The sequence below is a fragment of the Bradyrhizobium sp. GW821-FHT13H06 genome, assembly GCF_058803975.1.
Map to the genome: position 1 here is coordinate 511,410 of NZ_JBXAPN010000004.1, position 20,152 is coordinate 531,561.

At 67.9% G+C, this 20,152-nt stretch carries 19 protein-coding genes and 3 riboswitches; of the genes, 3 read left to right on the plus strand and 16 right to left on the minus strand.

All coding sequences use genetic code 11. The annotated features are described in order from the left end of the window. Window positions 1-4: 4 nt before the first annotated feature. Window positions 5-2,362, minus strand: a complete 2,358-nt coding sequence (locus AC1RQP_RS19735; RefSeq protein WP_492938201.1) for a TonB-dependent receptor — start codon at window positions 2,360-2,362, stop codon at window positions 5-7. Between the two features lie 117 nt (window positions 2,363-2,479). Then, window positions 2,480-2,682: riboswitch (cobalamin riboswitch) on the minus strand. 72 nt (window positions 2,683-2,754) lie between these two features. Here AC1RQP_RS19735 and AC1RQP_RS19740 point away from each other — a divergent pair. Continuing rightward, window positions 2,755-3,327 (plus strand): histidine phosphatase family protein, encoded by a 573-nt coding sequence (locus AC1RQP_RS19740; RefSeq protein ID WP_492938202.1) that lies wholly within the window; start codon window positions 2,755-2,757, stop codon window positions 3,325-3,327. Window positions 3,328-3,333: 6 nt separating this feature from the next. Here AC1RQP_RS19740 and cobT read toward each other — a convergent pair whose 3' ends face one another. From cobT to cbiT, 8 genes are all read right to left on the minus strand, one after another. After that, entirely contained in the window at window positions 3,334-4,386 is a 1,053-nt protein-coding gene (gene cobT, locus AC1RQP_RS19745; protein WP_492938204.1) for a nicotinate-nucleotide--dimethylbenzimidazole phosphoribosyltransferase, read from the minus strand. A gap of 10 nt (window positions 4,387-4,396) precedes the next feature. Continuing rightward, complete coding sequence (gene cobF, locus AC1RQP_RS19750; RefSeq protein ID WP_492938205.1) at window positions 4,397-5,146, minus strand: precorrin-6A synthase (deacetylating); 750 nt, start codon at window positions 5,144-5,146, stop codon at window positions 4,397-4,399. Window positions 5,147-5,192: 46 nt separating this feature from the next. Continuing rightward, complete coding sequence (locus AC1RQP_RS19755) at window positions 5,193-5,870, minus strand: energy-coupling factor ABC transporter permease (protein WP_492938206.1); 678 nt, start codon at window positions 5,868-5,870, stop codon at window positions 5,193-5,195. A gap of 36 nt (window positions 5,871-5,906) precedes the next feature. Continuing rightward, a riboswitch (cobalamin riboswitch) is annotated at window positions 5,907-6,125 on the minus strand. Between the two features lie 45 nt (window positions 6,126-6,170). Then, window positions 6,171-6,902, minus strand: a complete 732-nt coding sequence (gene cobA / locus AC1RQP_RS19760; RefSeq protein ID WP_492938207.1) for a uroporphyrinogen-III C-methyltransferase — start codon at window positions 6,900-6,902, stop codon at window positions 6,171-6,173. After that, window positions 6,899-8,209, minus strand: a complete 1,311-nt coding sequence (locus tag AC1RQP_RS19765) for a cobyrinic acid a,c-diamide synthase CobB (protein WP_492938208.1) — start codon at window positions 8,207-8,209, stop codon at window positions 6,899-6,901. The genes cobA and AC1RQP_RS19765 overlap by 4 nt, the downstream gene beginning before the upstream one ends. Beyond that, window positions 8,209-8,991, minus strand: coding sequence for a precorrin-4 C(11)-methyltransferase (gene cobM / locus AC1RQP_RS19770; protein ID WP_492938209.1), 783 nt, complete (start codon window positions 8,989-8,991; stop codon window positions 8,209-8,211). The genes AC1RQP_RS19765 and cobM overlap by 1 nt, the downstream gene beginning before the upstream one ends. After that, window positions 8,988-9,356, minus strand: coding sequence for a cobalamin biosynthesis protein (locus tag AC1RQP_RS19775; RefSeq protein ID WP_492938210.1), 369 nt, complete (start codon window positions 9,354-9,356; stop codon window positions 8,988-8,990). The genes cobM and AC1RQP_RS19775 overlap by 4 nt, the downstream gene beginning before the upstream one ends. Further along, a complete protein-coding gene (gene cbiT, locus AC1RQP_RS19780; RefSeq protein ID WP_492938211.1) occupies window positions 9,353-10,534 on the minus strand; it encodes a precorrin-6Y C5,15-methyltransferase (decarboxylating) subunit CbiT in 1,182 nt (393 codons plus the stop codon). Before cbiT ends, AC1RQP_RS19775 begins: the two co-directional genes overlap by 4 nt. Between cbiT and AC1RQP_RS19785 the strand changes: the two genes are divergently transcribed. Continuing rightward, window positions 10,533-11,279: a cobalt-precorrin-6A reductase gene (locus tag AC1RQP_RS19785; RefSeq protein WP_492938212.1), complete on the plus strand. Its 747-nt coding sequence runs from the start codon at window positions 10,533-10,535 to the stop codon at window positions 11,277-11,279. The genes cbiT and AC1RQP_RS19785 overlap by 2 nt on opposite strands. Here the strand turns inward: AC1RQP_RS19785 and cobJ are convergent. Genes cobJ through AC1RQP_RS19820 form a run of 7 tightly spaced genes read right to left on the minus strand, consistent with a single transcriptional unit; the run spans window position 11,255 to window position 19,162 of the window. Then, complete coding sequence (gene cobJ, locus AC1RQP_RS19790; protein WP_239622604.1) at window positions 11,255-11,989, minus strand: precorrin-3B C(17)-methyltransferase; 735 nt, start codon at window positions 11,987-11,989, stop codon at window positions 11,255-11,257. The genes AC1RQP_RS19785 and cobJ overlap by 25 nt on opposite strands. Continuing rightward, window positions 11,986-12,717 carry a precorrin-2 C(20)-methyltransferase gene (locus tag AC1RQP_RS19795; RefSeq protein ID WP_492938213.1) on the minus strand — a complete coding sequence of 244 codons (732 nt, stop codon included), beginning with the start codon at window positions 12,715-12,717 and terminating at the stop codon, window positions 11,986-11,988. Before AC1RQP_RS19795 ends, cobJ begins: the two co-directional genes overlap by 4 nt. Window positions 12,718-12,719: 2 nt before the next feature. Further along, window positions 12,720-13,349 carry a precorrin-8X methylmutase gene (locus AC1RQP_RS19800; RefSeq protein ID WP_239622601.1) on the minus strand — a complete coding sequence of 210 codons (630 nt, stop codon included), beginning with the start codon at window positions 13,347-13,349 and terminating at the stop codon, window positions 12,720-12,722. Continuing rightward, window positions 13,349-14,512 carry a precorrin-3B synthase gene (cobG, locus tag AC1RQP_RS19805; RefSeq protein WP_492938214.1) on the minus strand — a complete coding sequence of 388 codons (1,164 nt, stop codon included), beginning with the start codon at window positions 14,510-14,512 and terminating at the stop codon, window positions 13,349-13,351. Before cobG ends, AC1RQP_RS19800 begins: the two co-directional genes overlap by 1 nt. Continuing rightward, window positions 14,509-17,757 (minus strand): cobaltochelatase subunit CobN, encoded by a 3,249-nt coding sequence (cobN, locus tag AC1RQP_RS19810; RefSeq protein WP_492938215.1) that lies wholly within the window; start codon window positions 17,755-17,757, stop codon window positions 14,509-14,511. Before cobN ends, cobG begins: the two co-directional genes overlap by 4 nt. After that, a complete protein-coding gene (gene cobW / locus AC1RQP_RS19815) occupies window positions 17,757-18,791 on the minus strand; it encodes a cobalamin biosynthesis protein CobW (protein WP_492938216.1) in 1,035 nt (344 codons plus the stop codon). The genes cobN and cobW overlap by 1 nt, the downstream gene beginning before the upstream one ends. Next, window positions 18,788-19,162 carry a DUF1636 family protein gene (locus tag AC1RQP_RS19820; protein ID WP_239622596.1) on the minus strand — a complete coding sequence of 125 codons (375 nt, stop codon included), beginning with the start codon at window positions 19,160-19,162 and terminating at the stop codon, window positions 18,788-18,790. Before AC1RQP_RS19820 ends, cobW begins: the two co-directional genes overlap by 4 nt. Window positions 19,163-19,255: 93 nt before the next feature. After that, a riboswitch (cobalamin riboswitch) is annotated at window positions 19,256-19,475 on the minus strand. A gap of 39 nt (window positions 19,476-19,514) precedes the next feature. Between AC1RQP_RS19820 and cobO the strand changes: the two genes are divergently transcribed. Then, on the plus strand, window positions 19,515-20,150 hold the full coding sequence (cobO, locus tag AC1RQP_RS19825) for a cob(I)yrinic acid a,c-diamide adenosyltransferase (protein ID WP_239622595.1): 636 nt from the start codon (window positions 19,515-19,517) through the stop codon (window positions 20,148-20,150). The last annotated feature ends 2 nt before the right edge of the window (window positions 20,151-20,152 follow it).

Consider the following 20,152-nt stretch of genomic DNA (forward strand, 5'->3'; position numbering starts at 1 on the left):
CGTCCTACCATTTGAACGCGGCCGAGATCTCGTAGGTGCGCGGCGCGCCCAGCAGGATCTGGTCGGGGTAGAACGGATCGCCCCAGATCGCATAGCGCTTGTCGGTAATGTTGCGGATGCGGAAGGTCAGGCGGGCCCGGTCCACCGCATTGAACACCGTCTTGGGAATGTCGACGAAGGCATAGACGTCGGCCACCGTGTACGCCTTCATCGTCACGACGTTGGCATCGGTGTTGTAGCGGTCGCCCACATGACGGCCGGTGATGCCGAGCTCCACCGGCCAGGGCGTGAAGAACCGATACGACGCGCCGGCATTGGCCACGATACGCGGCACGTTCGGCGGCGTGTTGCCGGAGAACGAGCCGCCGACGAAATCGTAGTCGGCATAACGAGCGTCGACATAGGCGATGTTGCCCCACAGCCGAAGCGGCTCGATCGGCCGCACCGCCGCGGCAAGCTCGACGCCCTTCGACTCCTGTCGGCCCGCAATGTTGAGCTGCATGCCGCCGGCCGCCGCGTAGACGTTCTTGCGCAGGATGTCGTAGGCCGAGAACGACCATTCCGCCCTGTTGTCCCAGAACAGATGCTTGACGCCGGTCTCGTAGGTGCGCGCGGTCGTCAGGTCGAGCGGCTGGGTGGGGGCGAGCAGGAAGATGTTGTTGGCGGCGATGTCGGCGCCGGTGGCGTACTGACTGAAGAAGGTCAGGCCGGGAACGGCCTCCCAGGTGTAGCCGATGCGGCCCGTCACCGGCGCCCAGTCTTTCGTGAACGGGAAGCCTGCCTTCTCCTGCCCGCTCACGTTGGTCGAATTGCGGTCGAGCCCGATATGCTCGACGCGGAGGCCGCCGACCAGCGCAAAGCTGCGCGTGAGCTTCAGCCGGTCCTCGAACGAGAGCGCCTCGTTGTCGATGCGCGCGGTCTGCTGCTGGGTCGTGAGCAGGCCGTAGTAGCCACGGTTGGGATCGACCAGCGAAACGGAATCGCCTGGAAAGTTTGCCGCGCCCGGCCTGACGAAATCGAGATAGCTTGACGACAAGGTCGTGACCAGCCGGTTGTCGAATCCTGCGATATTCGCGTCCCAGATCAAATCGGTGATGTTGCCGACCTGGCGCTGGCTGTGCGCGACATAGAAGCGCTCGCGATCGACGAGGTTCGTGGTGGAGTTGAACGCCTCGATCTCGTTGTTGAACCAGCTCCGCTCTGCGCCATAGCCATAGGCCTGGCTCTTCAGCGTCAGGTCAGGCGCCAATTTCAGCTCGAAGCCGCCGCGCAGCCACACTTCCTGGGCGACGTTGCGATTATCGAGAACGTTGTAGTTGGTGTTGAAGGTGCGGTCGTCGATGGAGACGGCACCGAGATTCGTCCCGTTGTAGTTCGAGACGTAATTGCCGGAGACGATCCCCGTCGTTGCATGCGAGCCGCTGAACGCGACCGGCACCAGCGGCGCGCCCCAATAGGCCTTGGAGCGGTCCTCGCGGTACTCGAGCGCGCCCCAGATCTTGAGACTATCGGAGATGCGGTAGTCGAGCTGGCCGGACGTGCCGAACGTCTTGATGTTGGTGTCGTCGGCAAAACCGTTGAGGGCGGAGCGGCTGATGTCGAAGCGATAGTCGAGGCCCTGCACATTGGTGCTGCCGCCCGAGCCGTAATGCGCGCGGAATGAGTTGAGCGAGTCCCAGGAGAACTCGGCTTCGTTGCGGATCGGTCCGGTGTGGGGCTGCTTGGTGACGAAGTTGATGGCGCCGCCGGCGGCACCCTCACCTGACATCAGCGAGGCCGGGCCTTTGAGAAACTCCACGGCCTGCAGATTGGCGGTGTCGGTGATCCGCGAGGTCATGTTCTGCGGGCCGATCTTGATGCCGTTGTAGAGCGTATTGATCTGGCTGTTGGTGAAGCCACGCATGGAGAACGCCGCGGGCTCGGCCGGGTTGTCGCCGGAGGTGACGCCGACGGCACCCTGCGCCACCTCCGAGACCGTTCGATAGCCCTGCTCGCGCATGGTCGCGGCCGAGATTACCTCGACCGTCGCGGGCGTTTCGCGCACCGTCAGGCCGAGCCGCGAGGCGCTTTCGGCCACCACATTGCTGTTGAGCGGCGTCTGCGCTGTCGCAGCCGGCGCGCTCGGCTTGGGCGGAGCCGATGCGGTCGCTGGCCGGCGCGCGGCTGCACGGCGCGCGCGCTGCGCTTCACGGCCGGCCGGCTTGGCTTGCCTGCCGGTTTCGGCAGGCGAGACCTCGACCGGCGGCAGGGGTTCGCGGACCTGCTGCGCCAGGGCGGCAGGGATATCAGCGATGACAAACGACGTGAGCGTAGCGGAGGCGAGCAGGAAGCGGCTCGGCCGTAAGACACAGATGGAAGACACGATACGAAACCTCGGTATGACGTCAGTGGCACGTCACAGCGAACGAGGTCTCATCTGTTGGCCTTTCGGGCCGTCCGATGAAGCCGAATGTCTGTACTCCCCGACCGACATCTTCGCGTGTGACCACGGCTGACGGCAGGTCTCCTGGCTCGCGGGTCGTGACCGCTTCGTCGCCTTCCCGGGACCGAGGACCCAGTGGCTTCTGACGAAGGATTCACCGCTTACAGTTGCGGGGGCAGCCGCGGCATTGGGGACAAGTTTCCCCGCACCGCATTCCCTTTTCATTCCCTCTCGGGGAAACCGTCGCGATCATCTAGGATTACCATCATGACAGAGTCAATGCGCCAGTTGCGGCGTTGTGGCCACAGCGACCAACTTCCCTGGAGATGAGCATGGAAGGCGAGACCTTCCTCTGGCTGGTACGGCATGCGACCGTCGAGGGCGTGGCGGGGACGATCCATGCTACTGATGCGCGGGCGGATCTCGGCGATCACGCAGCGTTGGCGGCTCTGCGGCGGCATTTGCCGCCGGATGCCACCAGCTATGCCAGCCCGTCGCGGCGCACCGTCGAGACCGCGCGCGCACTGGGGTTCGAACCGGAACTGGTCAGCGAATTCCGCGAGCAGGATTTCGGCGACTGGACCGGCCGTCGGCATGACAAACTCGCCGCGACCGGTGGCGAGACTTACGCGCAGTTCTGGCACGATCCGGCGCACGGACGGCCGCCGAACGGCGAAAGCTTTGCGGATCAGATCGCCCGCGTCCGGCTGGGACTGTCGCGGATCGGGGCCGGATCGGCAACGCTCGTCGTGCATTCCGGCACCATCCGCGCCGCGCTCTGCATTGCACTGGACCTGACGCCGCAAGCCGCCTTGCGCTTCGTGATCGATCCGCTGTCGCTGACCCGGATCGACCGGCTCGCGGCGGGCTGGCGTGTCGTCTCCGTCAACCAGCGCGTGGCTTGAGCCGCATCAGGCCTGGCGATCCGGCACGTTGGCCTGCGCGAAGGTCGTCATACCGTTGTGAAGCGCGCAGGCCGCGCGGAACAGCGGCAGCGCGATGGCCGCCCCCGATCCCTCCCCGAGCCTGAGATCGAGGCTGATCAGCGGCTGCACGTTCAGCGCGCGCAGCACCAGCCGATGCCCCTGCTCCGCCGATTGATGCGAGGCGAGCTGGAACGGCTGGCAGGACGGATTGAGACGCGCCGCCGCCAGCGCCGCGACGGACACGATGAAGCCGTCGATCAACACCGGAATGCGGGCTTGCGCGGCCGCAATGATCGCGCCTGAGATCGCCGCGATCTCGAGGCCGCCGACGGCGCACAGGATCTTCTCGACCGACGCTCCGGCGACGCCGTGGCGGGCGATCGCCGCATCGATCACCCGTGCCTTGTGCGCGCGGCCGGCCGCATCGACGCCGGTGCCGCTGCCCGCGATCTCCCCGGCGCTCACACCAAGCAGGCTCGCCGCGATCGCCGCGGATGTCGTGGTGTTGCCGATGCCCATCTCGCCGAGGATCAGGAGATCTGGCCGACCGGCCTCGGCGCGCACCACCGCACGCCGGCCGGCCTCGAAGGCAAAGGCGAGGTCCACGGGCGTGAGCGCAGCCTCTAGGCTGAAATCGCGCGTGCCACTGCGCGGCTTGTCGGTGACGACGCCCGCCATCTGCTCCCGGGCCAGCGTGCCGGCGTCGACCACCTCCAGGCTCGAACCCAGCTCGCGCGCCAGCACCGAGATCGCCGCGCCGCCGGAGGCAAAATTCGCCATCATCGCAATCGTCACGGCTTGCGGATAGGCCGACACGCCCTGCGCGACGATGCCGTGATCGCCGGCGAAGATGATGATCGGCACCCGCAAGGCGCGCGGCTCTTCGGTCGCCTGCAAGCCCGCAAGCTCGATCGCGAGCTGCTCGAGCCGGCCGAGCGCGCCGGTCGGCTTGGTCAGCTGCGCCTGCCGCGCGATCGCCGCATCGCGATGATGTGCGGAGACCTCGGGGCAGTTCCGGTAAACCCATTCGGGAAGCATGCTGCCTCGCTTACGCCCTGCGCTTGAGAAGATAGCTGTCCATGATCCAGCCGTGCCGCTCGCGCGCTTCCCGCCGCGCGATCACGATGTGCGGACCGACCTCGGCCAGCGCGCCGGACATGATGATCTGATCGGGCATGCCGAGATAGGCGCCCCACCAGATATGCAAACGATCCGGATCGAGCGACTGGAACGCCGTACCGCCGTCGAGCATCACCACCACGGTATCGACACCTTGCGGCCAGCCGCCTTCGCGCAAGCGCCGCCCCGTCGTGACCAGAAACGGCTCGCCGATGTCGTTGAGCGGCAGCGCATGCGCCGCGCAAAGCGCCTGGATCGAGGTGATGCCGGGCACGACTTCGATCTTCGGCAACGGATTCAGCCGGCGTGCAATGCGCAGCGAGGAGTCGTAGAGCGACGGATCGCCCCAGATCAGCAGCGCAACCTTCCCGTCACCTTCGAGGTGATCTGCGATCGTTTGCGACCAGGTCGCGGCCACCGCGTCGTGCCAATCGTCCACGCCTTTGCGGTAGTCCGCCTCACCTGCGTCGCGCACGGGAAGGTCGAATTCGGCGATGGCTGTCTTGTCACTGGTGAGCAAGTCCGCGCAGATCGTTCGCCGGAGATCGGCGAGATCGGACTTCGCAGCCCCCTTGCGTGGGATCAGGACGAGATCGGCCGCGTTGATGGCGGCGATCGCGGCGCGCGTGAGCTGCTCGGGATCGCCGCAACCGATGCCTATCAGGGAGAGCGTGAGCATCGCGAGCGCGACGGGCGGCAATCAAGGCCGCCCTTTCGCTTGTCTCTCAGGCGCCGCTGTGCAGGCGCGGAGTGACGAGGCCGGGCGCGGTGACCCCGCGCAGCGACTTCGCCAGCGCCAGCACTGCGAGGTCTGCCAGCGGCTCGATCACGATGACCAGCGCGTAGGAGGCCGCGAAGGTCGCGATGTTGGCGAGGTTGCTCATGGCAAAACCGGAGCCGTAGAGCGCCCAGAATGCCACCCAGGCGACAACACCCGCTTGATAAGTCGTCGACAGCGCCAGCGCCTGACCGTACTTCAGATCGACATAGGCGGTGTTACGCGAAATGATGCGCGTGGCGATGGCCTGGATCGCGAACAGCGGCACCAGCAGCGTGGTGACGTTCATGCCGTATTGCGGCAGGTCGGCGGGCTCGAACAACAGCCCCTGGAGCAGCAGGCCGAATGCGAGGCCGAAGGCGGCGGGCGCAGCACCAAACAGCAGGAACAAGGTCGAGCCGAGGATGAAGTGCACTTCGGAGACGCCGACCGGGAAGTGCGGCAGGACCTGGAAGAAGGTGAAGACGAGGCCCGTGGTGGCGAGCGTGCGCGCGGCGAACGAGCCGACGCCCTGCGTGCGGACGGTTTCGGCCGCCAGCTTCAGCGCAACGCCGCCTGCGGCGATGCCGGTTGCGTAACTCAATACGAGCTTGGCGCCCGTGACGATTCCCGGTTCGATATGCATGGCTCAATTCCTTCCTGCGTCACACCCGACGGCCTTGGTCTCAAAACGTGCAGGGCCGGTCTCCTGGCTCGCGGTTCACTGGGTTCTCCGGCCTTCCCGGACCTTGCGGCCCAGTGGCGATTCGGAGCCCCTCACCGCTTACAGTCGCGGGGGCGGCTGGGGTTTTGGGCGCCGCAACTGGGTCCGCCCACCCCCATTCCCGATTATGCTCCGGCGCTTTGCGCCGCGTCGAGCACCATGCCTCTCCTGTGTGCGCCTTTCGCGAGCCGGGCGTCAAGAGGCGAAGGGCGACCGCCGCCGTCATGACGGATAATCCCCCGCCAGCGCGCCGAACAGGATCACGGCCGCCGTGGACGCGGCGCCGCCTCGCGCAAGCTGCTCGGCGAGCTCGGCAATGGTGGTGCGGACGAGCCGCTCGTCGGGACGGCCGAGGGATTCGGCAAACAGTGCGGGCGTGTTCGGGGCGAGGCCGTGCGCGATCAATTTTGCGGCAAGCGCCGGAAAGGTGCGCCGGCCCATATAGACCACGGTCGTGGCCTCGGGATCGGCCAGCGCCGCCCAGTTCAGGTTGGACGGCAGCTCGCCGCTGACATCGGCCCCCGTGATGAACTGCACCCGGCGGGAGGTATGCCGACGGGTCAGGGGAATGCCGGCCTGGGCGGCGGCGACGCAGGCCGCAGTGACGCCGGGAACGATCTCATAGCCGATGCCGGCTTCGCGCAGCGTCTCCAGCTCCTCCTCGAGCCGGCCGAAAATGCCGGCATCGCCGGACTTGAGCCGCACCACGCGCGCGCCCGTCGCGGCATAGTCCACCAGGAGACGGTTGACGTGGTGCTGCTTGGTCGAGGGCCGCCCTGCCCGCTTTCCCACCGCGACGAGATTGGCGCCGGGTCGGGCGAGATCCAGAATCGCGCCGGAGGCGAGGTCGTCATAGAGCACGACGTCGGCCTCGCGCAGCCGCGCAGCGCCCCTCACCGTGAGCAACTCGGGATCGCCGGGTCCGGCGGAAATGAACGACACGAATCCTTTCACCGGTCCTCCGCGATCAGATGAAAGAATGTACCGGTGGCGTGGCCGCGCCGCGAGCCGGTTTCGGCCATGGCGGCGCCCGTCGCATCGTGCACGACCGCCAGCGGCGCGTCCGGCTGCGCGACGATCGTCGAATAGTGGAACTCGTGACCGCGCAGGCGTGCACCGGGCTGATGCCCCGGCATCGGCGCAGCCAGTTCGGCGAGACGATAGCCCAGATGCATGCGGCGTTTGGCAAAGCTGGTCTCGAGGCCGAGCAGGCCCGTCATCTCATGGCGGAGCCCGTCGGCATCGGTGAGGCTTGTGCCCAGAACCATATAGCCTCCGCACTCGCCGTGGACCGGCCGTGTCTCGGCGAAGGCGCGCAGGCCGCTCCGAAAGCGCGCATTGGCCGCGAGCTTGCCGGCGTGCAGTTCGGGATAGCCGCCAGGAAGCCAGCAGACGTCGGCGCTCGCGTCAGGCGTTTCATCGGCAAGCGGCGAGAATGTCGAGATCTCGGCGCCCGCCGCGCGCCAGGCCTCCAGCATGTGCGGATAGACGAAGGAGAAAGCCGCATCGCGGGCGAGCGCAATGCGTTGCCCGGGTGGCGCCACGTTGAGACCGTTCGCGGCGGGTTGCGGCGACCAGAGCGCCGCCGATCGCAACACGGCATCGAGATCGACATGCTCGGCGACGAAGCGCGCGGCCTCGTCGATCAGCTGGCCGATCTCGGCCCGCTCCTCGGCCTGCACCAGGCCGAGATGCCGCTTCGGCAGGCTGATCTCGGCATGACGCGGCAGCGCGCCGAACACGGCGATGCCGATGTCGTCGAGCGCGCGCCGCACCAGATCCTCATGACGCGGGCTGGCGACGCGGTTGAGCACGACGCCCGCAAGACGCACGCCGGCACGATAGTCGCGAAGGCCTGCGGCGATCGCCGCCGCAGTCTGCGCCTGGCCCGACGGATCGATCACCACAACCACGGGCCAGCCCAGCATCTCCGCGATGTCGGCGGTGGCGCCGGTGCCGGAGACGCCGCGCGCGGCGACACCGTCGAACAGGCCCATCGAGCCCTCTGCGAGCACGACGTCGGCGTCGGCACCGCGGCTGACGAGATGCGCGATCGCTCCGCGATCCATCGCCCAGCTGTCGACGTTGACGGAGGCGCGGCCCGTCGCGGCGGCGTGGAACGCGGGATCGATGTAGTCGGGCCCGCTCTTGAAGCACTGGACGTTCAGTCCGCGATTGCGCCACGCGCGCGCGAGCGCCAGCGTCAGCGTGGTCTTGCCGACACCGGAGGCTGGCGCGGAGATGACGAGCGCTGCGGCCATCACGATGCCTCCGGAAAACGCGGCTCGGCGCCGACCGGCCGATAGCGGCGGTCGTAGTCGGCGGCATAGAGACGGCTCTCGTCGAAATCCGCAGCACCAAGCGTCCTGCCGACCAGGATCAGCGCGGTTCGCTCCATCTCGCTGCCCACGGCCGCATCAAGCGTGCCAAGCGTCGCGCGGACGATGCGCTGGTCCGGCCAGCTCGCGCGCCAGACGATCGCGACCGGGCAGTCCGCGCCGTAATGCGGCGTCAACTCGGCCACGACCTTGTCGAGCAGGTGGATCGACAGATGGATCGCGAGCACCGCGCCGGTCGCGGCGAATGCGGCGAGCTTCTCGCCTTCAGGCATTGCGCTGGCGCGGCCCGGCGTGCGCGTCAGCACCACGGTCTGAGTGAGACCAGGAAGCGTCAGCTCGGTCTCCAGTGCCGCTGCAGCAGCCGAGAAAGCAGGCACGCCCGGCGTCACCGAACAGGGAATGCCGAGCGCGCGCAGGCGGCGAAGCTGCTCGCCCATCGCCGACCAGATCGAGAGGTCGCCGGAATGCAGCCGCGCGACATCCTTGCCTTCTGCATGTGCGGCGGCGATCTCCGCGATGATCTCGTCGAGCGAGAGCGGCGCGGTGTTGACGATGCGTGCACCGGGCGGGCAATGCGCCAGCACGCCCTCCGGCACCAGCGAGCCGGCATAGAGACAGACCGGAGAGGCTGCGATCAGATCGCGGCCGCGCAGCGTCAGCAAATCGGACGCGCCCGGGCCGGCGCCGATGAAATGCACCGTCATGCGCCGTCTCCTTCGGCGATCGCCGCGGTCGCGGTGCGATCCCGCGAGACGACGCGTGTCGCTATCAGCCGCGCGCGGGGACCGGCCGCAGCGAGCGCCGCGGCCTCGGCCAGCGATCCCGTCCCGAACTTTTCGATTACGAGTCTTGACTGCGTGGGCGTGTCGATGCCGGCCAGCCTGTCGGCCGGAACGGCCTTGATCGGCACACCGCATTCCTGCGCGAGCTGCTTCAGCGCCTCCGCGTCGGCCTTGTCGCTGACGGTCGCGAATGCCGCAAGACCTTCGGGGCCGCCGGCTGTCGCGAGCGCCTCCCGCAACGAGGCGAGCGTCACGTCGCTCTTGAAGCCCAGACCGGCGACTTTCATCGGATCGCACTCCATTGCACCACCGGCCGCATGGCCTCCCAGGAGCGGTAGCGACCGAGGGGAGCCGCATGCGCGATTTCGACCCGCATCAGCTCGCCGCCATGGCGCTGGTGCAGCTCGGCAAGCAGCGCTTCCGTCTCCAGCGTGACCGAATGTGCGACGAACCGCGCTCCAGGCGAGAGCCGCGCCCAGATGGCGTCGAACATCGTGCCATCGAGGCCGCCGCCGATGAAGACGGCATCCGGCGGCTCCAGTGCAGCAAGGGCTTCGGGCGCCTTCCCCGAAACGATGACGATCCGATGCGCCAATCCGAACGCGGCTGCATTGCTGCGAATGTTCGCGGCGCGATCTTCGCGCAGCTCGATGGCCGTGGCCGTCCCGCCGCACAGCCCCCACTCCACCGAGATCGAGCCCGAACCGGCGCCGACGTCCCACAGCCGTTCGCCGGGCCGCGGCGCCAGCGCCGAGAGGACGAGCGCGCGCACCGGCCGCTTGGTGATCTGGCCGTCATGGACGAAGAGATCGTCCGACAATCCCGAACTGCGGGGAATGCCCTGGCCTCCCTGCGCCTGCACCGCCACCGCAACCAGATTGCCCGCGATATCCCCGGCAAAGAGATCGGCGCGATGCTGGTCGATACTTTCGCGTGGGCCGCCAAGCGCAGCCAGAGTCCACACGAGTGAGGCGCCCCATCCGCGTCGCGTCAGCCATTTCGTGAGATCGCCGACCGCCTTTGCGTCGCGCACCAGGCATAGGATGCGTGCGCCTTGCGACAAGTGCGGAATGAGACGCTCGAATGGCGCCGCATGAAGGCCGAGGCACGTCACGGATTCGAGGCGCCAGCCCAGCCGCGCGACCGCAAGCGAGAATGTCGACGGCGCGGGGTGCGCGATCCACTCGCCGCCATCGAGCATCTCGGCGAGGCTCGCGCCGGCGCCATGCCAGAACGGATCGCCGGAGGCGAGCACCGCCGTCGGCCGGCCACGGCAGCTCAGCACGATCTTTGCGTCGAACGGCACCGGCCACGGACGGCCGCGGCTGCCAACCTCCGCAAGCGCGAGATGGCGCTCACCGCCGAAGACGGTTTCAGCCCTGGCAAGCGCCTTTCGGCTTGCCTCGGACAGCCCGGCAAGGCCATCTTCTCCGATACCGATGATTGTCAGCCAGGGATCAGACATGACGCGCGCCCTCATTCTGGGCGGAACGGCCGATGCGAGCCTGCTCGCAGCGGAGATCGCGCGCGCCGGCATCGATGCCGTCTATTCCTATGGCGGCCGCACCCGCGCGCCGGCCGACCAGCCGCTGCCGACCCGCATCGGCGGCTTCGGCGGCGTGAGCGGCCTTGCCGACTACATACGTCGTGAAAGCATCACGCATGTGATCGACGCAACGCATCCCTTCGCAGCCGAGATGAGCCGCAACGCGATCGAGGCGTGTGCGGAAACCGGCGCGCCGCTGATCGCACTGGAACGCGCGCCCTGGACGAGAGCGCCCGGCGATAAGTGGATCGAAACGCGCGACGTCAACGCCGCAGTCGCCGCACTGCCTGACGCGCCGACAAACGTGTTCCTCGCCATCGGCCGCCAGCACATCGCGCCGTTCGCGAGCAAGCCACAGCATGCCTACACGTTGAGGTTCGTCGATCCGCCAGAGGCGCCCCTGCCCTTCGCCGCTGACGTGATCGTGTCGCGTGGACCGTTCACGCTTCCAAGCGAGTTGGAGATGATGCGCGCGCGCGGTATCGCCTGGATCGTCGCCCGCAATTCCGGCGGCGACGGCGCGCGCGCCAAGATCGACGCGGCCCGTACGCTCGGCCTGCCCGTGATCATGATCTCGCGGCCGCAACTGCCCGAGCGATTGCGGGTCGAGAAGGTCGCCGACGTGATGCAGTGGCTCGGTCATTCTACCCGCCTCGGCGCATAGACCCAGCGGCCGACGCGGCGCGTCTGCGAATTGCCGACGATCACGAGCGTGCGCATGTCGGCCATTTCAGGCGTCGCTTCGTTCAGCGTGACGGTCGCGATCCTCTCGTCAGCCGCGCTGATCGCGCGCGCGAAGATCACCAGCCGCTCGCCGCAACCGGCCTCGCGAAGCACCGCAAGCGCGCGGCCAAATCCCTCCGGCCGGCTCGCCGAGCGCGGATTGTACATCGCGATGGCAAAATCGGCTTCCGCCGCGAGGCGGAGGCGTTTCTCGATCACCGCCCACGGCTTGAGATTGTCGGAGAGATTGATCGCGCAGAAATCATGACCGAGCGGCGCGCCGGCATGCGCGGCCGCCGCCAGCATCGCGGTGATACCAGGCAGCACGCGGATCGGCAGCGCCTGCCATTGCGGCGCCCGTTCGAGCGCCTCGAACACGGCCGAGGCCATCGCGAACACGCCGGGATCGCCGGACGACACGACGACGACCTGGCCGCCTTCGGCCGCCAGCCGCAAGGCCTCGCTCGCGCGTTGCAGCTCCTCGCGATTGTCTGACGGATGCAGGGTGAGCCCAGGTCGCGGCAGCACCCGGGCGACATAGGGCGCGTAGCCCAGGATGTCGGTCGCGGCTGCAAGCGCCGCCGAGACTTCCGGCGTCACCAGCGCCTCGCTGCCCGGGCCGAGACCCGCGATGGTCAGCGTGCCCGTCATTCGGCGGCATCCAGATGCCGGCCCTTGCCGTGTACGAGCACGATCGCGAAGTACGGACAGTCGGCGGCGTCGATCTCGGCGAGCCGCACCACCCGTTCGTCCGGCATGGTGCCGCGCTCGACCAGCCAGGCATCATCCAGCCGGCCTGCGGACGCGAGCGCGCGGCGCACCTTGGCGAGGTTGCGCCCGGTCTTCATGATCACGAGCGCATCGGAATCGCGCATGCGCCGTTCGAGTTCGTCTTCGCCAAGCGTGCCCATCAGCACGGTCGTTACGTCGTCGCCGAGCGCGATCGGCTGTCCGACGCCGTTCCAGCAGCCGACCATGCCCGGAATGCCGGCGATCACCTCGATCGCGACGCGGCCCTGCAGGCGCGTGTGCAGATGCATGAAGGAGCCGTAGAAGTAGGGATCGCCCTCGCAGAGCACGACGATGTCGACCGCGCGAGAAAGGCGGGCCAGGCGCTCGGCCCATTCGTCGTAGAAGCCGGCGAGCAAATTGACATATTCCGGGCTCGCGAAAGCGATCTCCGTCGTAACAGGATATTCCATGGGATATTCGGTGACGTCGGCAGCCAGCATGCCCTCGACGATGCGGCGCGCCTGGCCCGGCCTGCCCTTCTTGCGGAAATAGGCGACATGCTGCGCCTTGCGAACCGTGCGATCGGCGCGCACGCTCATCAGATCAGGATCGCCGGGGCCGAGACCGCAGCAGATGATACGTCCCATGGCTATTCGCTCCGGCTCGCCAGCGCGTTGACGGCAGCAACCGTGATCGCGGAGCCACCGAGGCGGCCTTCGACCGTCAATGCCGGGACCGGCGGATCGGCCATCAGCGCGGCTTTCGATTCGGCGGCACCGACGAAGCCGACGGGACAGCCGATGATCGCCGCAGGCCGCGGGCAGTCGCGATCCTCCAGCATGTTGAGCAGATGAAACAGCGCGGTCGGTGCGTTGCCGATCGCGACGATCGCACCGTCGAGATGCGGCCGCCACAGCTCCAGCGCCGCGGCCGAGCGCGTGTTGCGCATGGATTGCGCGAGAGCAGGAACGGCGGGGTCTCCGAGCGTGCAGATGACAGCATTGGCCGCGGGAAGTCTTGCGCGCGTGATGCCTTCCGAGACCATGCGCGCATCGCACAGGATCGGCGCGCCCTTCTGCAGGGCCGCGCGCGCGAGCGTCGCCATGCCCGATGTGAAGCGGATATGCGCCTCCAGGCCGACCATGCCGGCGGCGTGGATCATGCGCACCACGACCGGCTCCTCGTCGGGCGTAAAGCGCGCAAGATCGGCCTCGGCCCGAATGGTCGCGAAGGATTGCCGGTAGATCGCGGCGCCGTCGGTCTCGTAGGTGTGCGGCATCAGTTCCCTCCGACCAGGATGGAGGGATCGCTGACGATATCGGCGCCGTTGAGACCGCGCAGGACCGGCTCGTCGCGGGTCGAGCCGTCGCGGACGAGATCGAAACCGGCATGCGTCGCAATCAGCGTGACCGCAGCCGTGCCGGAATGGGCGCAGCCCTTGCCGCAGCCCGAGACATGGAGCCGCGCATCGGCGGCAATCCGCGGCGCCAGCGCTGCTGCGAGTGCGCGCGTATCGGCGTGAGCTTCCCGGCAGCGCGGCGCGCCGCTGCAGGCTATCACGCGCAGCGCCGGGTCGTACGGCTCGGTAATGAGGCCCGCCCCGCTCGGCATTTCGCGCTTGCCCTCGCTGAGCACCATCCGCCAGGGCGTCATGCGCAGCGCATGTCCGCAAGCAGAGAACTGATGGAGCGTCGCGTGCAGAATCTGGCCGAACGCGACGCCGACCATCGCGCCTTGCGGATAGTGCCCGGGCCGCGCCGCGGCCATGACGGGCGCGGGTTCGGTCTCGCCGCGCAGCGATTGAGGCAACGCGGTGCCGGACGCGATGTGGGCTGCCATGCGGCCTCGCCCGGCCCTCGCGCCGCCGGAGATGATGAACCAGCTTGCGAGCGCCAGCGCCGTGCTGACGGCCTGTCCACGTGCGACGGAGCGGCCGAGCCTTGCGCCGTCGGCCCGCACCAGGAGACGGCCCGAGCGGTCGCGCTCGATGCGTATGTCGGCGGAATCGCCGGCAAGAACGCGCGACCTTCCGTCGTCGATGGCGAAGCCGAACTTGGTGGGAAGCGCAAGGCCGGAATCGGCGAGCGCCTCCTCGAGCTCCGCGGCGAGCGATTGCGTTTCGTCGCCGTTGCTCCAGAACGGCGTCACCAGGATGTTGCGCCGAGCTTCGATGTCAGCGTCGGGGTCGAGCAGCGCCAGCTGCGCAAGGCCGTCGAGCAACGGCCGATGGTCCTCCTCCTTGACGCCCCTGATCTGGAGATTGGCCCGGCGTGTGACGTCGATCAGACCATTGCCGAAGCGTTCGGCCAGTTCGGCAAGCCCGGAGATCTGTGGCGCTTCAAGTCGCCCGCCAAACGGACGCACGCGCACCACGAACCCATCGCCCGACAGCATCGGGCGCAGCGCGCCGGGACACCAGCCTTTGACTGCGCCCGCGCTCATGAGGCCTCCCGCAGCGCCGCCGCGATCGAATTGCGGCGGGTTCGCCAGAGTGAGGCTTCGTGCAGGCGTGTGAAGCAGGTCTCCATCGCGGCGAGCGCGGACGGATTTGCATTGGCCATGAAGGCCCGGACGTCGTCGTTGCCGAGCGTGGCATCGTAATAGAGGTCGAACAAATGCGGCGGCACGGCGCCCGCGAGATGCGCGAAGGCGGCCATGTGCTCCAGCGTCGCGGTGATCTCGGCGGCGCCGCGAAAACCATGCCGCATCATGCCGGCGATCCACGCCGGATTGACCGCGCGTGCCCGGACGACACGCGAAATCTCCTCCGTCAGCGTGCGCGCGCGAGGTTGCTCGGGGCGTGTCGCGTCGAGGTGATAGAGCGATGGCCCCTCCGCGCCGAGATGTGCCGCAGCCGCAGCGACGCCTGCTTCATGTGCGGCATAGTCGGCGGCAAGCAGCAAGTCGGTTTCGGGCAAGTCCTGCACATGGACGAAGGCGTCGGCAGACGCGAGCCGCTGCTCGATGCCGGCGCGATCTGGCTGCATCGCACCATCTGCCGAGAAGGCCCAGGACGATGCCGATAGCCAGGCCTCGCCCGCCGCATCGCGTGTCTCAGACGTGAAGGCATCCGGGATCGCGGACAATCCGACGCCATAGTGTCCTGGGCGCGGCGCGAAGACGCGTGAGGTACGGTGACGATACGGGTTCTCCTCGCCCTCCTCCGCGTGGCCCGCGAGCGCCTCGGCGGCAGCTTCGAACAATTGCGCAAGCCCGGAAAAGACATCGCGAAACAGCCCCGACACGCGCAGCGTGACGTCGATGCGCGGCCGGCCGAGCTCGGCCGGCGCGACGATGTCGTAGCCGGTGACGCGGCCGGAGGCGTGATCCCAGCGCGGCGCGAGGCCGGCCAGGTGCAACGCCATGGCGAATTCCTCGCCCGCCGTGCGCATCGTCGCCGAGCCCCAGAGATCGACGATGAGGCCCTTCGGCCAGTCGCCATGATCCTGCAAGTGACGGCGGAGCAGCTCCTCCGCAAGCTTGATGCCTTGCGCATGCGCGGACGGCGTCGGCACCGCGCGCGGATCGACGGCGAAGAGATTGCGCCCGGTCGGCAGCACGTCCTGGCGTCCGCGATAGGGCGAGCCCGATGGGCCCGGCGCAACGCGCCGGCCCGCCAGCGCAGCAAGCAGCGCGTCCCGCTCCGCATCAGCGCAAGCGCCGCGGCCGAACACGTGCAGGCCGTCGCCGAACTGGCTCTCCTTGAGATCGCAGACGAAGCGATCGATCCGCGGGATAGCTTCGGCCGGCGCTGCCGAGGCATCGAGGCCGAGATCCTCTTCGAGGCCGGCGGCACGGGCCTCGTCGCGGATCGCCGCGATCAGGCGCTGGCGACGGGCGGGATCGAGACCATCGGCGGTCGAATATTCATCGAGCAGCCGTTCGAGCCGGCGCAGGCCTTCCGGCACCGCGGATGTTTCCAGCGGCGGCGGCAAATGGCCGATCGTGACCGCGCCGATGCGCCGCTTGGCCTGCGCAGCCTCGCCGGGATCGTTGACGATGAAGGGATAGATGACGGGAAGATCGCCGGTCAGCGCTTCCGGCCAGCAGCTCGATGACAGCGCCACGGATTTCCCGGGCAGCCACTCCAGCGTGCCGTGCGCGCCCATATGCAGGACGGCATCACAGCCCTGCTGCCTGAGCCAGAGATGGAAGGCAACGTAGGCATGGCGCGGCGTGCGGGCGAGATCGTGATAGTCGGCATCGCGCGAGGCCGCTTCGCCGCGTTCCGGCTGAATTGCGACGATCGACTGACCACATTCGATCGCGGCGAAATGGAACGCGCCGTCGCGGCAGCTCGGATCGTCTTCCGGCGCGCCCCAGGCCTGAGCGAGATCGTCCTGCAACGATTGCGGCAGGCGCGACAGCGCAGCGCGATAATCGGCGACATTCCAGATCAATTGCTGCTTCAGCAGCGTCTCGCCGAGCGCATGAACCGGAGCAACAGCGAATCCGGCCTCAGCGAGATCGGACAACAACGCTTCGACCGAAGCCAGCGCATCGAGACCAACCGCATGCGCGATCTGGTGTGGCCGGCCGGGATAGTTCGACAGCACGATCGCCAGCCGCTTCTCGCCGGCCGGCGTCTCGGCAAGGCGCCGCCAGGCCGCGACGCGCGCGGCGACGGCCTTCACCCGCAACGCGTCGGGCGTGTGCGCCAGATGCGAGAATTGCAGATCGGGATCGCGCATCGCGGCCGACTTGAAGCTCACCACGCCCGCGAACAGGCGGCCGTCGACTTCGGGCAGCACCACATGCATGGCGAGGTCGCCAGGCGACAGACCGCGCAGCGAGCTCGCCCAGTCCTCGCGCCGCGCCGTCGAGAGCGCGACCTGAAACACGGGGCAAGTCGCGGCATCGAACGGCGTCGTGCCGTCATCGCCGATCGCGGAGAACGCCGTTGCATTGACGATCGCGGCTGGAGCATCCTGCGCAAGATGCGCGCGGAGCCAATCCGCGACGCCGGGAGCCTTCAGCGAGCCGACGAATACGCCATACGCATCAAAGCCGCGCTCGCGCAGCGCCGCAATCAGGGCATCGACCGGTCCCGTGTCCGCGGCAGTGAGATAGGAGCGATAGAACGTCACCAGCGCGCGCGGCTTCTCCTCGGCACCCGCCGGCGCGGCCATGACGCCACGCGGGGGATCGTAAAATCCCATCTCGGGCACGGTCATCTCGCCGACCACCGGTCCTGCATAGAGGCCCGAGGCCAGCGCGAGCTGCGCGATCGCCGCCTGCGCCGCGACCGGACCGCCGGTGTCGCAAAGTACCTTGAGCCGCCGCAGCGTCGAGACCGGCAAGGTCGAATACGAATCGAGCCGCGTGTCGTCGCGGCCATCGGCCGGCAGCACGGCGAGCACGATGTTGCGATCCTTCGCCACTTGCTGGAGTGCCGCGAGCCCGTAGGGCCAGTAGGACTCGCCGCCGATCAGGCGCACCAGGATGCCGCGCGCCTGCGACAGCGTGCGCTCGACATAGGTATCGACCGACAGCGGATGCCGGAGCTCGGCGAGATTGGCGAGCCGCAGCGACGGCAGGCTGCTCCGGCCACGCCGCCAGCCGGCCGCGAACGCCGCAAGATCGGAATCCGAATACGAGAGCACCACGAGATCGGCCGGGTCCTGGCCGATGTCTCTTGGCGTCGCGGTCTCCTCGAGACCACGGCTCTCGCGGAAAACGACGTGCATCAAATACCAAGTCCTGACCTGATCGCGGCCTCGTCGATATCGCCATGCTCGCCGATCACGACGAGCTTGGACTGCCTGAGACCCGCGCCCCAGGGCCTGTCGAACTGGTGGCGCACGCGCTCGCCGACCGCCTGCAGCAAGAGGCGCATCGGCTTGCCCGCGACCGCGATATAGCCCTTGGCACGCAGCACGTTCTGCTCGCGCGCCAGACGCTGGACCGAGGCGACCAGCACATCGATATCCGCGACCTCCGGCAGATCGATCACGACGGAAGCGAAATCGTCGTGCTCGTGCTCCTCCTCGCCGTCATGATGCGACGGACGCGCGGCGAGATCGTTCTCGGCGGCAGCGCCAAGGCCGAGAATGACGCGCGCATCGATCGCACCGTCGGTGACGGAAAGCATCGGCACGCGGCGCGGCATCTCGGCGGTGATCGCCGCCCTGGCGGCTTCGATTCCGGCCGCGCCCGCGAGATCCGCCTTGGTCAGCAGCACGATGTCCGCGCAGGCGATCTGGTCCTCGAACACTTCCGACAGCGGCGTCTCGTGGTCGAGATTGTCGTCCGCCGCGCGCTGCGCTTCGACGGCAATCGGGTCCGGCGCGAAGCGGCCGGCCGCGACAGCCTCGGCATCGGCCAGCGCGATCACGCCGTCCACCGTGATGCGCGAGCGGATCTGCGGCCAGTCGAACGCTTTGAGCAGCGGCTTCGGCAGCGCCAGGCCCGAGGTCTCGATCAGGATGTGATCGGGCCGCACCGGGCGCGCCAGCAATTTCTCCATCGTCGGAATGAAATCGTCGGCGACGGTGCAGCAGATGCAGCCGTTGGCGAGCTCGATGATATTCTCCTCCGGACAGTTCGCATCGGCGCACGACTTCAATATCTCGCCGTCGACGCCCTCGCTGCCGAACTCGTTGACGAGCACTGCGAGCTTCTTGCCGTTCGCATTGGCGAGCAGATGCTGGATCAGCGTGGTCTTGCCGGACCCGAGAAAACCGGTGACCACCGTCACTGGAACTTTTGCGAGCGAATTCATTCGGCGGCCTCCGGCACGACGGCAATGGGGGGAATGCGGGCAAGCGACTGCTTGCGGAAGATTTCCGGCCTGCTGCGCCAGGGCACGAGGCCGTCGGGCGCAGCCGCATAGGCCGCCGCGCCTGCGACCACGTCCTGCGCATTCGTCTCCGACAGGCGGCCATAGACATAGGACCAGCGGCCGGGCGCGCTGAGCGCGACCGAGCAGCCCTGGCTGCAGGCCGACAGGCATTCGACGGGAACCACATTGACGCCCTCGGGGACGCCGGCGTCGAGGATCGCGCCATGCAGGCGCTTGCCGGGCGTCGTCTCGCCCTCGCCAAGCGTCTGGCCGGCGCGGCAGGTGATGCAGACGTGAAGTGTGACGGTCATCGCCTCTTCCAGGATAAACAGCGGGAGGCGAGAGGCACACGGACCCTGACTCGAGAGGCCGTTTCCCCGTCGCGGAACACCCCGTCCGCCGGTCCAAAACTCGTCGCGCTGGCAGGTCTCCCGGCTTGCGGAGCAGGGCTTTGCCCTTCGATCCCCGCCTTCCCGATTCCCGCGGGAATCAGTGGCTTCGGGCATCTCTCCGGTCACGGTCGCGGGGGCGGCTGCATTTTGGACCCAAATCTTGCCGATTCGGACCCTATCGCATTCCCTCTTCGCCTGTCATAGGACAGGAACCAACGCCGGGCCACCATTTGCCCGTGGCTGCCACTTGTCAAGCCGAAGGACTGGACCGATGACGCCTGAACCGGACACCCGAACGGGCGAGGAAACCGACGCCCGGCACGCCCAGAAGATGGCGAAGAAGAAGGCCGCCCGCGACAAGATCATGGCGACCAAGAGCGGCGAAAAGGGCCTGATCATCGTCCACACCGGCAGCGGCAAGGGCAAATCCTCCTCGGCGTTCGGCATGATCGTCCGCTGCGTCGCCCATGGCTTCCCCTGCGCGGTGGTGCAATTCATCAAGGGCGCCTGGGACACCGGCGAGCGGCGCCTGCTCACCGGCCATTTCGGCGATCTCTGCCAGTTCCACGCCATGGGCGAAGGCTTCACCTGGGAGACGCAGGACCGCGCCCGCGACATCGCCGCCGCGCGCGCCGGCTGGGAGAAGGCCAAGGAGCTGATCCTCGATGAGAGCTTGCGCATGGTCGTGCTCGACGAGATCAACATCGCGCTGCGCTACGATTATCTCGACATCACCGAAGTGGTCGAATTCCTTTCGACGCAAAAGCCGCCGATGACGCATGTCGTGCTCACCGGCCGCAACGCCAAGGACGAGCTGATCGAGATCGCCGATCTCGTCACCGAGATGACGCTGGTGAAGCACCCGTTCCGCTCCGGCATCAAGGCGCAAGCCGGCGTCGAGTTCTGAGT

Excerpts from the sequence above, each read along its gene's own strand:
- AC1RQP_RS19755 (WP_492938206.1), bottom strand. The coding sequence starts at position 5,870 with ATGCATATCGAACCGGGAATCGTCACGGGCGCCAAGCTCGTATTGAGT.
- AC1RQP_RS19765 (WP_492938208.1), bottom strand. The coding sequence starts at position 8,209 with ATGGCCGCAGCGCTCGTCATCTCCGCGCCAGCCTCCGGTGTCGGCAAG.
- cobW (WP_492938216.1), bottom strand. The coding sequence starts at position 18,791 with ATGAATTCGCTCGCAAAAGTTCCAGTGACGGTGGTCACCGGTTTTCTC.
- AC1RQP_RS19800 (WP_239622601.1), bottom strand. The coding sequence starts at position 13,349 with ATGCCGCACACCTACGAGACCGACGGCGCCGCGATCTACCGGCAATCC.
- cobM (WP_492938209.1), bottom strand. The coding sequence starts at position 8,991 with ATGACGGTGCATTTCATCGGCGCCGGCCCGGGCGCGTCCGATTTGCTG.
- cbiT (WP_492938211.1), bottom strand. The coding sequence starts at position 10,534 with ATGTCTGATCCCTGGCTGACAATCATCGGTATCGGAGAAGATGGCCTT.
- cobJ (WP_239622604.1), bottom strand. The coding sequence starts at position 11,989 with ATGACGGGCACGCTGACCATCGCGGGTCTCGGCCCGGGCAGCGAGGCG.
- AC1RQP_RS19785 (WP_492938212.1), top strand. The coding sequence starts at position 10,533 with ATGACGCGCGCCCTCATTCTGGGCGGAACGGCCGATGCGAGCCTGCTC.
- cobT (WP_492938204.1), bottom strand. The coding sequence starts at position 4,386 with ATGCTTCCCGAATGGGTTTACCGGAACTGCCCCGAGGTCTCCGCACAT.
- cobG (WP_492938214.1), bottom strand. The coding sequence starts at position 14,512 with ATGAGCGCGGGCGCAGTCAAAGGCTGGTGTCCCGGCGCGCTGCGCCCG.
- AC1RQP_RS19775 (WP_492938210.1), bottom strand. The coding sequence starts at position 9,356 with ATGAAAGTCGCCGGTCTGGGCTTCAAGAGCGACGTGACGCTCGCCTCG.
- cobO (WP_239622595.1), top strand. The coding sequence starts at position 19,515 with ATGACGCCTGAACCGGACACCCGAACGGGCGAGGAAACCGACGCCCGG.
- AC1RQP_RS19820 (WP_239622596.1), bottom strand. The coding sequence starts at position 19,162 with ATGACCGTCACACTTCACGTCTGCATCACCTGCCGCGCCGGCCAGACG.
- AC1RQP_RS19740 (WP_492938202.1), top strand. The coding sequence starts at position 2,755 with ATGGAAGGCGAGACCTTCCTCTGGCTGGTACGGCATGCGACCGTCGAG.
- AC1RQP_RS19795 (WP_492938213.1), bottom strand. The coding sequence starts at position 12,717 with ATGGGACGTATCATCTGCTGCGGTCTCGGCCCCGGCGATCCTGATCTG.
- cobN (WP_492938215.1), bottom strand. The coding sequence starts at position 17,757 with ATGCACGTCGTTTTCCGCGAGAGCCGTGGTCTCGAGGAGACCGCGACG.
- cobF (WP_492938205.1), bottom strand. The coding sequence starts at position 5,146 with ATGCTCACGCTCTCCCTGATAGGCATCGGTTGCGGCGATCCCGAGCAG.